The sequence below is a fragment of the Kitasatospora sp. NPDC091257 genome, from assembly GCF_044757675.1.
Classification (GTDB): domain Bacteria; phylum Actinomycetota; class Actinomycetes; order Streptomycetales; family Streptomycetaceae; genus Kitasatospora; species Kitasatospora lactacystinica.
Map to the genome: position 1 here is coordinate 1 of NZ_JBIVVI010000179.1, position 10,214 is coordinate 10,214.

At 74.1% G+C, this 10,214-nt stretch carries 10 protein-coding genes and 1 pseudogene; 9 read left to right on the plus strand and 2 right to left on the minus strand.

Annotated elements, in window-relative coordinates; genetic code table 11:
• Window positions 1-72 precede the first annotated feature (72 nt).
• From ACIQOV_RS11375 to paaE, 6 genes are all read left to right on the plus strand, one after another.
• Complete coding sequence (locus ACIQOV_RS11375) at window positions 73-1,749, plus strand: M20 family metallopeptidase (RefSeq protein WP_401047475.1); 1,677 nt, start codon at window positions 73-75, stop codon at window positions 1,747-1,749.
• Between the two features lie 203 nt (window positions 1,750-1,952).
• Entirely contained in the window at window positions 1,953-3,164 is a 1,212-nt protein-coding gene (gene paaA / locus ACIQOV_RS11380; RefSeq protein WP_401047477.1) for a 1,2-phenylacetyl-CoA epoxidase subunit PaaA, read from the plus strand.
• Window positions 3,161-3,478: a 1,2-phenylacetyl-CoA epoxidase subunit PaaB gene (gene paaB, locus ACIQOV_RS11385; RefSeq protein WP_359900510.1), complete on the plus strand. Its 318-nt coding sequence runs from the start codon at window positions 3,161-3,163 to the stop codon at window positions 3,476-3,478. Before paaA ends, paaB begins: the two co-directional genes overlap by 4 nt.
• Window positions 3,479-3,491: 13 nt before the next feature.
• Complete coding sequence (paaC, locus tag ACIQOV_RS11390) at window positions 3,492-4,430, plus strand: 1,2-phenylacetyl-CoA epoxidase subunit PaaC (protein ID WP_380537955.1); 939 nt, start codon at window positions 3,492-3,494, stop codon at window positions 4,428-4,430.
• Entirely contained in the window at window positions 4,424-5,071 is a 648-nt protein-coding gene (paaD, locus tag ACIQOV_RS11395; protein ID WP_401047481.1) for a 1,2-phenylacetyl-CoA epoxidase subunit PaaD, read from the plus strand. Before paaC ends, paaD begins: the two co-directional genes overlap by 7 nt.
• Window positions 5,072-6,280 carry a 1,2-phenylacetyl-CoA epoxidase subunit PaaE gene (gene paaE, locus ACIQOV_RS11400; protein WP_401047483.1) on the plus strand — a complete coding sequence of 403 codons (1,209 nt, stop codon included), beginning with the start codon at window positions 5,072-5,074 and terminating at the stop codon, window positions 6,278-6,280.
• Window positions 6,281-6,286: 6 nt separating this feature from the next.
• Here the strand turns inward: paaE and ACIQOV_RS11405 are convergent, their stop codons facing one another.
• Entirely contained in the window at window positions 6,287-7,420 is a 1,134-nt protein-coding gene (locus ACIQOV_RS11405) for an NAD(P)-binding domain-containing protein (protein WP_401047484.1), read from the minus strand.
• Between the two features lie 172 nt (window positions 7,421-7,592).
• Complete coding sequence (locus ACIQOV_RS11410; protein WP_401047486.1) at window positions 7,593-7,964, minus strand: YbjQ family protein; 372 nt, start codon at window positions 7,962-7,964, stop codon at window positions 7,593-7,595.
• 124 nt (window positions 7,965-8,088) lie between these two features.
• Here ACIQOV_RS11410 and ACIQOV_RS11415 point away from each other — a divergent pair, with 124 nt between their 5' ends.
• From ACIQOV_RS11415 to ACIQOV_RS11425, 3 genes and pseudogenes are all read left to right on the plus strand, one after another.
• Window positions 8,089-9,018, plus strand: coding sequence for a hypothetical protein (locus tag ACIQOV_RS11415; RefSeq protein ID WP_380348302.1), 930 nt, complete (start codon window positions 8,089-8,091; stop codon window positions 9,016-9,018).
• Window positions 9,019-9,208: 190 nt separating this feature from the next.
• Window positions 9,209-9,790 carry a hypothetical protein gene (locus ACIQOV_RS11420; RefSeq protein WP_401047489.1) on the plus strand — a complete coding sequence of 194 codons (582 nt, stop codon included), beginning with the start codon at window positions 9,209-9,211 and terminating at the stop codon, window positions 9,788-9,790.
• 148 nt (window positions 9,791-9,938) lie between these two features.
• A pseudogene (locus ACIQOV_RS11425) lies at window positions 9,939-10,214 on the plus strand (hypothetical protein); the annotation flags it as partial.

The following is a 10,214-nucleotide window of genomic DNA, read 5'->3' on the forward strand; positions in this document are numbered from 1 at the left end:
GGCCTGGTACCCGGGTGGGAGCGGTCGGCCGGTACGGCCGCTGTATACCGGCGGTGGTCGCGGAGGCGAGCGTTGAGTCCCCAGATCGTCGGGGCGCCCGCCGTGCCGGGCGCCGCCGTGGAACCCGACCCGACGCCGGTCACCGTCCCGGCCGCCACCGACGGCGAGGCCCTCGCCGCGACCACCGCGACCACCACCACTGCCGCCACCACCGTCGGCGCCACCGGTACCGCCACCGCTGCGGGCGCCACCACCGGCACCGCAACTGCCGCTGCGGCTCAGGCCACTGCGGCTCAGGCCACTGCGGTTCCGGCCGCCGCGGTAGCGACCGGCGCGGCGAAGACCGCCGTGACCACGGCAGCCGTCGCCAAGACCGCAGCAACCAAGACCGCAGCGGCCAAGACCACGGCAGTCAAGGCCGCGGTGGCCAAGTCCGCCCTCACGAAGTCGTCCCTTGCCAAGGCCGTCGTCGCGAAGAACGCGGTGGCGACGACCGCGGTGCCGAGGAGCACGGCCGGAAAGCCCACGGCGGGCCCGGCCGCCACCGCCACCCCCGGGGCCTCCACCGTCATCACGGCGCTTCCCGGTGTGCCGCAGGCGCTCAGCGCCCGGGCCCGTACCCTCGCCGGAGCAGTCCGGCGGCGCTGTGCCGATCTGGCGCGGATCGAGTCCCCCAGCGGGGACGCGCCCAGACTCGACGCCCTCGCCGAGGAGTTGGCGGCCGGCTTCCGTGCCACCGGTGCCACCGCCCGGCGTGAGCCCGGACCGGCCGGGGACCACCTCGTGCTGGAGTGGGAGGGCCGGGACGAGTCCCTGCCGCACCTGCTGATCGTCGGGCACCACGACACCGTCTGGCCGGTCGGCACCCTCGCGGACTGGCCGGTGACCGAGCAGGACGGCCGGCTCACCGGCCCCGGCGTGGTCGATATGAAGGGTGGACTCGCCGTCCTGGAGAGCGCGTTGTCGCTGCTCGTGGACCTGGGCGAGCGCCCGCACCGGACCGTCCGCCTGGTCGTGGTGTCCGACGAGGAGGTGGGCAGCCCGGACGGGCGGCGCTTGGTCGAGCGCCAGTTGCGCGGCGCCGCGGCGGTCCTGGGGCTCGAACCACCGCACCCCGACGGTCGGTTGAAAACCGCGCGGCGCGGCAGCACCCGGGTGCGGCTCACCGTGACCGGTCGCGAGGCGCATGCGGGCAACGACGCCCACGACGGGGTGTCCGCGGTCGACGAGCTGGTGGACCAGCTCGTGGTGGTGCGGGACCTCGCCGGCCAGCCCGGCACCGAGCTGAACGCCGGTCGGATCAGTGGTGGTTCGCGTGCCAACGTGGTCGCCGGTCGGGCCGAGGCCGAGTTGGGGCTGCGCTTCGCCACCGTCGAGGCGCAGCGCCGCACGCTCGACGACCTTGCCCGGCTCGCCCCGTTGCGTCCGGGTGCCCGGGTTCGTACGGAGGTGCTGTCCAGTCGTCCGGCCTGGCCCGAGCGGACCGGCAACCCGCTGCTGCGGCACGTGCGTTCGCTCGCCGCGGTTCTCGGTCAGCAGCTGGACGGCGGTCCGGCGGGCGGGGCGGGGGACACCAACCTGCCGGGCTCGCGCGGGCTTCCGACCCTGGACGGCTTCGGGGCGGTCGGTGCCGGGGCCCATGCCCGGCACGAATACATCCGGCTCGACCAGATCGCCCCCCGGATCGCCCTGCTGGCGGCGCTGCTCGCCGTTCCGCTGCCGCGACTGCGTGACCGCGCGGAGGGGTGAGGCGTTGCGGTGAGCCGCTGACGGTCGGCAGCTGACAGCCGGAAGCAGACAGCTGACAGCGGACGGCCGACAGCAGTGGACGGTATGCAGTAGACGGACGCCGGCGAACAGATGACAGCCGACAGATAACAGCTGACAGATTTCAGGATCTGTCAGCTGTTATCTGTTTCGCACCTTGCCATCCCTCCGCCCCGCTGCGCAGAATGGTACCGACCGAACGGTCAGTCGGTTGGTTGATCGGGCGCTCCGGCAACCGACCGGGCAGGACGGGCAGGACACGAGAGGGGACTGTGGTGACAGCAGAGGTGGCCGAGGCGGTCCCCGCGCAGACGCCGGAGGACCGGTTCGAGGCGGTCGTCGCCGCTGAGCAGCGGATCGAGCCCAGGGACTGGATGCCCGACGCCTACCGGGCCACCCTGATCCGCCAGATCGCCCAGCACGCACACTCCGAGATCATCGGCATGCAGCCCGAGGGCAACTGGCTGACCCGGGCGCCGTCCCTGCGCCGCAAGGCCATCCTGCTCGCCAAGGCCCAGGACGAGGCCGGTCACGGCCTCTACCTCTACGCCGCCGCCGAGACCCTCGGCGTCGACCGCGCCGAGCTCACCGAGAAGCTGATCTCCGGCCGCCAGAAGTACTCCTCGATCTTCAACTACCCGACCCTCACCTTCGCCGACGTCGGGGTGATCGGCTGGCTGGTGGACGGCGCCGCGATCTGCAACCAGGTCCCGCTCTGCCGGTGCAGCTACGGCCCGTACGCCCGCGCGATGGTGCGGATCTGCAAGGAGGAGTCCTTCCACCAGCGCCAGGGCTACGAGCTCCTGATGACGCTGATGCGCGGCACCGAGGCCCAGCGCCGGATGGTCCAGGACGCGGTGGACCGCTGGTGGTGGCCGTCGCTGATGATGTTCGGCCCCTCGGACTCCGACTCGCCGAACAGCGCCCGCTCGATGGCCTGGCGGATCAAACGGCACAGCAACGACGAGCTGCGCCGGCGGTTCGTCGACATGACCGTCCCGCAGGCCGAGCACCTGGGGGTCACGCTCCCGGACCCGGAGCTGCGCTGGAACGAGGAGCGCGGCGGTTGGGACTTCGGTGAGCCGGACTGGTCCGAGCTGACCAGGGTCATCCACGGCCAGGGCCCCTGCAACGCCCAGCGGATCGACCGCCGCCGTGCCGCCCACGAGGACGGCACCTGGGTGCGCGAGGCCGCCGTCGCCTACGCGGCCAAGCGCGCCGCCGAGGCTGCCGAAACCGCCGGAGCCGCCGAGGCTGCCGAAACCGCCGGAGCCGCCGAGGCCGCCGAAACCGCCGGAGCCGCCGGAGCCGCCGAGGCCGCCGAAACCGCCGGAGCCGCCGGAGCCGACCAAGCCCCCGGACTCACCGAAGCCACCGAACAGGAGAACGGAAAGTGACCGAGCCCCAGGTTGGCTCCCCGGCCGGGTCCAAGGCCGGCTGGCCGCTGTACGAGGTGTTCGTGCGCCCCCGGCGGGGGCTGAACCACGTCCACGTCGGTTCGCTGCACGCCGCCGACGACCGGATGGCGCTGCTCGCCGCCCGCGACCTGTACACCCGGCGCAACGAGGGCGTGAGCCTCTGGGTGGTCCGCTCGGACGCGATCACCGCCTCCACCCCGGACGAGCGCGACCCGTTCTTCGATCCCAGCGGCGACAAGGTCTACCGCCACCCGACCTTCTACGACATCCCCGAGGATGTCCCGCACATCTGACGGGGGAGCCACCGTGCACGACCACACCACCTCCACCACCGGAACCACCACCGGCGCCGGCCCGGGCGGCGGCCAGGACGACCACGTCTACCTCAGCCTCGCCGACGCCGCCCCCGGACCCGAGGGCGAGGGCCGCTGGGCGTACGGGACGGGCTTCGCCGACCCGCTGCTCGGCGTGGACACCACGCTGCCCGCCGGTCTGGACGGCGCCGACCTCGCCGCCTACTGCCAGATGCTGGGCGACGACGCCCTGGTCCTCGCACAGCGGCTGATCGAGTGGTGCACCCGGGCGCCCGAGCTGGAGGAGGAGGTCGCGCTCGCCAACCTGGGCCTCGACCTGCTCGGCCAGGCCCGTCTGCTGCTCACCCGGGCCGGGCAGGCGGACGGCACCGGCCGTACCGAGGACGACCTGGCGTACTGGCGCGAGGAGCACGAGTTCCGCAACGTCCGCCTGGTGGAGACGTCGAACGGCGACTTCGCGTACTCGATCGCCCGGCTGTTGCTGTTCGCCACCGCGCGCGGCGCCCTGTACGAGGCGCTGAGCGCGCACCCCGATCCGGTGCTGGCCGCGGTCGCGACCCGGGGTGTCAAGGAGCTCGCCTACCACCGGGAGTACGCGACGGCCTGGACGCTTCGTCTCGGTGACGGCACGCCGTACTCGGCCGAGCGGATGCAGGCCGGGCTGGACGCGGTCTGGCCGCTGCTGGAGGAGCTGTTCACGGCGCACCCGGTGGAGCTGCGGGCGGGTGTCGACCCGGCGACCCTGCGCGAACCGGTGCTGCGCTCGCTCACCGCCGTCCTCGCCGAGGCCGGGCTGACCCTGCCGGACGCGCCGCCGCTGGCCACCGTCCTCGGCCGGGCCGGCCGGGACGGCGTGCACACCGAGGCGCTCGGCCCGCTGCTCGCCGAGCTCCAGGTGCTGGCCAGAGCCCACCCGGGGGCGACATGGTGACCAACGACGTGGTGACCAATGACGTGGCGACCGACGGCATCGTGACCGACGAGGTCGCGACGGGTACGGCGGGCAAGGCGGGCGCGGCGGAACCGACGACCCGCGACGTGGCCTGGGCCGTCGCCGCGGCCGTCCCGGACCCGGAGCTGCCCATGCTCACCCTGGCCGACCTGGGCGTCCTGGCCGGGGTCGAGGTGGACGGCGGCAGCGGTACCGTCACCGCCTGGCTGACCCCGACCTACTCGGGCTGCCCCGCCGTCGCCGAGATGGCCACCGACGTGGACCGCCGGCTGCGCGCGGCCGGCTACCCGGACGTCCGGGTGCGGCTGCGGCTGGACCCGCCGTGGTCCACCGACCTGATCACCGCCGAGGGCCGCCGCAAGCTCGCCGAGGCGGGCATCGCCCCACCGCGCCCGACCGCCGCCGTCGCGGCCACGGCCGGACCGGTGGCGCTCACGCTGGGCCCGACCCGCTCCGGAGCCCCGACCACGGCCGGGCCGGGCACCGTTCCCCCCGTGCCGTGCCCGCAGTGCGGCGGGACCGACACGGAGGAGCTGTCCCGCTTCGGTTCCACCGCCTGCAAGGCGCTCTGGCGCTGCCGGGCCTGCCGCGAGCCGTTCGAACGCGTCAAGGAGATCTGAATGCCCGCCGCTTCCGCCGCCGCCGGCTCCGCCGTTCCCGCCGCCGCTGTTCCCACGCCCGTCGACACCGGGTCCGTGGTCTCCGCGTCCGTCGACACCGGGGCCGCGACCGGCATCCGCCCCGCCCGCCGTCCGACCTTCCACCGGTTGCGGATCGACCGGGTCGAGCGGCTCTGCGAGGACGCCGTCGCGGTGACCTTCGCGGTGCCGGACGGGCTGGCGGAGGAGTACGCCTTCCGCCCCGGGCAGACCCTGACCCTGCGCAAGCTGGTGGACGGCGCCGACGAGCGCCGCTCGTACTCGATCTGCGCCCCGGTCGGCGGGCCGCTGCGGATCGCCGTCCGGGAGGTGCCCGGCGGGTTGTTCTCGCGCTGGCTGGTGCGCGAGGCGAAGCCCGGCGAGGAGGTGGAGGTGCTGACGCCGTCCGGCCTGTTCACCCCCGAGCTCGGGGTCCCGGCCGACCACGTGCTGCTCGCGGCGGGCTCCGGCATCACCCCGATGCTGTCGATCGCCGCCTCCGTGCTGGCCGCCGACCTCAGCTCCACCGTCACCCTGCTCTACGGCAACCGGCGCAGCGACACCGTGATGTTCGCGGACGAGCTGGCCGACCTCAAGGACCGCTACCTCGGCCGCTTCCAGCTGGTCCACGTGCTCTCCCGGGAGACCAGGGACGCCGAGCTGCTCAGCGGCCGGCTGGACCCGGAGCGGGTACGCGCGCTGCTGGCGGCGCTGGTGGACGTCGGGAGCGTCGGGCACTGGTGGCTGTGCGGCCCGTTCGGCATGGTGACCGGGGCCAAGGACCTGCTCGCCGAACTGGACGTGCCGGGCGAGCGGGTGCACCAGGAGCTGTTCCACGCCGAGGACGAGCCGCTCCCGGAGCGCGACGAGGACTGGGAACGGACGGACGCCTCGGCCGACGGCGGGTCGGGCCCGCAGAGCGAGGTGACCGTCGTGCTCGACGGCCGCGGCAGCACGCTCTGCCTCCCGCGCGACCGCTCGATCCTGGACGGCGCCCAGCGCTCCCGGCCCGACCTGCCGTTCGCCTGCAAGGGCGGAGTCTGCGGCACCTGCCGCGCCCTGGTCACCGAGGGCGAGGTGGAGATGCGCCGCAACTTCGCCCTGGAGGAGAAGGAGCTGGCCGCCGGGTACGTCCTGACCTGCCAGGCCCGCCCGCTCACCGACCGGGTGACCGTCGACTACGACCGCTGAGCGAGCTCAGACGGCGGCGGGCTCCGCGGTCCGGTCCGCGAGCGCCGGGTCCCCGAGCAGCTTGACCAGGTCGTTGACGGCCGCGCGGCCGGCCCGGTTGGCGCCGACGGTACTGGCGGACGGACCGTAGCCGACCAGGTGGACGCGCGGGTCGGCAGTGGCGCGGGTGCCGGTGAGGGCGATCCCGCCGCCGGGGGAGCGCAGCCCGAGCGGGGCGAGGTGCCCGACCTCGGGCCGGAAGCCGGTGGCCCAGACGATCGCGTCCACCGCCAGCTCCTCGTGGCCCCAGGCGACCCCGTGCTCGGTCAGGCGGTCGAACATCGGGCGGCGGCGCAGCACGCCCAGCTCCTGGGCACGCCGGAGGGCGACGGACGGGCCGAGCCCGGTCACGCTGACCACGCTGCGCACCGGCAGGCCCTGCCGGACCCGCTCCTCGACCTTGGCGACCACCGCGCGCCCGTACTCCGGGGTGAACGGTCCGTCGTGGTACAGGGGTTCGGCGCGGGTGACCCACACCGTCTCGCCGACGGCGGCGACCTCCGACAGCACCTGCACGGCCGAGGCGCCACCACCGACCACCAGCACGCGCCGGCCCGCGAACTCCTCGGGACCGCGGTACTCGGCGTAGTGCAGCTGGCGGCCCGCGAAGTGACCGGGGTAGTGCGGGAGGAAGGGCCGGGTCCAGGTGCCGGTGGCGTTGATCAGTGCGCGGGTGGACCAGACACCGTGGTCGGTCTCGACCAGCAGCCGGGCGTCCGGTCGTTCGGACTCGGCGCGAACGGCACGCACCGTGACCGGGCGTACGACCGGGAGCGCGTGCCGTACCTCGTACGCTGCGAAGTACTCCGGCACCACCTCGCGCGCGGGGGCCCCGGGGTCCGGCGGCGGGAGTTCGGCGTCGGGGAGGTCGTGGACGCCGTGCACGGTGGCCATCCGCAGGGACGGCGAGCGGTGCGCCCAGGCGCCCCCGGGGACGGCGTTGGCGTCGAGGACGACGAAACCGCCGTCGACGCCCGCCCGGTACGGGGCGAAACCGCGGCGGCCCAGGTGGTAGGCGGCGGAAAGGCCTGCCTGCCCGGCACCCACCACCAGGACGTCCACGCGTTCCGGAACGCTGTTCGTTGCACCGTAAACAGTCACGCCGCTGAAACATCAGGGGGTCGACGGCTGTTCCCGTCGTCCCGCCGGGGCTCCGCCGGCGTCCGTGGAGGAGCGAACGGTGGTCGCGAACGGGAGTGCGCGGGCGGAGGCGCGAAGGCGCGGAGGTGCGAAGGCGCGGATGTGGAGGAGCAGGAGCAGGCGCTGAGGAGCGTCAGGAGAGCGGGGAGATGACCGCGGCGGTGCCGTAGGCGCAGACCTCGGTGCCGATGTCGGCCGCCTCCGTGACGTCGAAGCGCATCATCAGGACGGCGTTGCCGCCGCGCGCCTTGGTCTGCTCGACCAGCCGCTGCATGGCCTCGTTGCGGCTCTCGACCAGGGTCTTCGTCAGACCGCGCAGCTCGCCGCCGATCAGCGACTTCAGACCGGCACCGATCTGGCTCCCGAGGTGGCGGCTGCGCACGGTCAGCCCGAAGACCTCGCCGATCACGTGGTCGACCCGGAAGCCGGGGATGTCGTTGGTGGTCACGACCAGGACGTCGGCGTTCGGGCCCTGCCCGCCGCCGTACTCGTTGATGTCAGCCATGGGACGCATCCTGCCAGTTCCTGCGTCCGAGTGACCGAGGCGTGGCCGGGCGGTGGCCGAGAACGCTTCCGGAAGCTGGTCCGGACCGGTGATCGGGGGGCCGAAAGGCCGTACCGTTAGCCCCATGGGCGAGCGAAGCGATCATCCACAGGGGCCGGGCGCGGCGGAGGACTCCGGCGCGCAGGAGATCGAGGCGACGGTGGTGCTGGGCCTGCGGATCACCGACTGGCCGGCCCTGCGCGCGGCCGCGATCAGGGCCGTCGAGGAGCTGGACTTCGACGGCATCGACCCGGCCGGCCAGCGTCGCGAACTGCTGCGCGAGGTCGCCGAGGACGCCAACGCGGCGCTCGGCGCGCTGCTGCATCCGGACCGGCTGGTGGCCGCCATCCCCGGGGTCGAGGCGATGGGCGGGACGCTGGAGATCAGCGTCACGGAGGACTTCACACCGGACTTCGCCGACCTGTTCCCGCTGGAGGGCGACGAGGAGGACGGTGGCGCGGGCGCGGACTGGACGCTCACCCCGCGCACCGCCTGCCTGCTCCACGCCCAGCTGATAGGCCTGGCCGACGCCGCGTACGACGACTTCGACGAGCACGGGGACGAGGCGATCGTCGACGGCGAGGACGCGGACTGGACGGTCTTCGCCCGGCTCCCCGAACGCACCTGGCGGATGCACCGGAGCTGGCGCCGCGCGATGGCCCGGGCCTTCGACGACCTCGCCGACGACCTCGCGCTCGGCGAGTGGCCGCTGCCACGCTGCCTGGCCGAGGACGTGGCGCTGCGGATGGCCCTGGTGGACGCCCGGACGCTGCTCGGCGCCCAGCCCGAGTCGGTGGCGGACATGATGGGCGACCTCCCGGCCGACCTGTACGACTACGACTGGGACGGCTGCCACGACGAACTGTTCGGGGTCTACGGGCCGGACGACGGCGATCCGGAGCTGGGGGCGGAGCAGCGCACGGAGGTGCTGCTGGCGGCCACCCACCCGGAGGGCTGGTTCCTGATGTACGAGGACGCCGAGGAGCGGGACCCGCAGCGCGGCTACCGGCGCTGACGGGGCGCTGCGCCGTAGGGCGGGCGTCGGGCACCGGGGCGTCGGACACCGGGGCGTCGGACACCGGCGCATTGGACGCCGGCGCATCGGACGTCGAGGCGTTGGACGTCGGGCGCAGGGTGTCGGCCGCCGGTTCCGTGGCTGTCGCTCGGGCCGGGCGGTCCGATGGGTGGGTGGTTAGGCTGCGGGCATGTCCGATGTGCGTGGCATGCGAGGTCCGTCCCCCGACGATCCTCTCGATCTCGACGGTCCCGACGATCCGGGTGGTCCCGAAGGGGGCGAAGGGACGGGCGGCGAGCCGGGCCATGAGCCGGGCGATGAGGACGAACCGGCACTGGCCCGGATCGCGCTCGGGCTGGACGGGGCAAGGGCGGCGCAGCGCGGCCGGACGGCCGAGGCCCGGGCCGGCTTCGAGGCGCTCTGGGAGGCGCTGGGGGAACGGGACGTCTTCCACCGCTGCCTCGTCGCCCACTACCTGGCCGACCTGCAGGACGACCCGCGCGCGGAGCTGGCGTGGGACCGGCGGGCCCTGGCCGCCGCCGACTCGCTGAGCGCCGAGCGTGCCCGGACGTACGAGTCGGCCCTCCAGGTGCGCGCCTTCTACCCCTCGTTGCACCTCAACCTGGCCTCGGACCACCTCAAGCTCGGCGAGCCGGACCTCGCCCGTGAGCAGCTCGAACGCGCCGTGCGCAGTCTGGACGCGCTGCCGGAGGACGCGTACAGCGCGAGCATCCGGACGGCGGTGGACGAGCTGCGGCAGCGGCTGCGGTGAGCGCGGAGGTGGACGCTGCGGCGGTCGGGCCGGGCCGAGTCGTCCGGAGTGGGGCTGGCATCCTGGACGGGTGACTGATCCTTCCGATGCCCCGACCCCCACTGCCCCGACCTCCACTGCTTCGACCCCCACTGCTCCGACTCCGGCTGTGGTTCCTCCGGCTCCGGTCTCCGAGCCCCCGGCCCCTGCGGCCGACCCCGGCGAGGCCCCGGAGCGAGAGGACCGCGAGGACCGCGACGAGCGGCCGCAGTACGTGCTGCCGCTGGTCGTCCGGATGGAGCGGGCCACTCCGCCGGGCCGGACGGACGCGCTGGAGACCTCGGCCCGGGCGGTGAGGACCACGGCGGCGCCGGACACCAGCGGAAGGTGCAGTTCGAGTCCGGCGATGTCGAAGCCGATGGTGGTGACGGCCAGCAGCCGGTCG

What these genes read in the sequence shown, in the direction of transcription:
- paaA (WP_401047477.1), top strand. Translation starts at nt 1,953, where the DNA reads ATGGTACCGACCGAACGGTCAGTCGGTTGGTTGATCGGGCGCTCCGGC.
- paaD (WP_401047481.1), top strand. Translation starts at nt 4,424, where the DNA reads ATGGTGACCAACGACGTGGTGACCAATGACGTGGCGACCGACGGCATC.
- paaE (WP_401047483.1), top strand. Translation starts at nt 5,072, where the DNA reads ATGCCCGCCGCTTCCGCCGCCGCCGGCTCCGCCGTTCCCGCCGCCGCT.
- ACIQOV_RS11410 (WP_401047486.1), bottom strand. Translation starts at nt 7,964, where the DNA reads ATGGCTGACATCAACGAGTACGGCGGCGGGCAGGGCCCGAACGCCGAC.
- ACIQOV_RS11415 (WP_380348302.1), top strand. Translation starts at nt 8,089, where the DNA reads ATGGGCGAGCGAAGCGATCATCCACAGGGGCCGGGCGCGGCGGAGGAC.
- ACIQOV_RS11420 (WP_401047489.1), top strand. Translation starts at nt 9,209, where the DNA reads ATGTCCGATGTGCGTGGCATGCGAGGTCCGTCCCCCGACGATCCTCTC.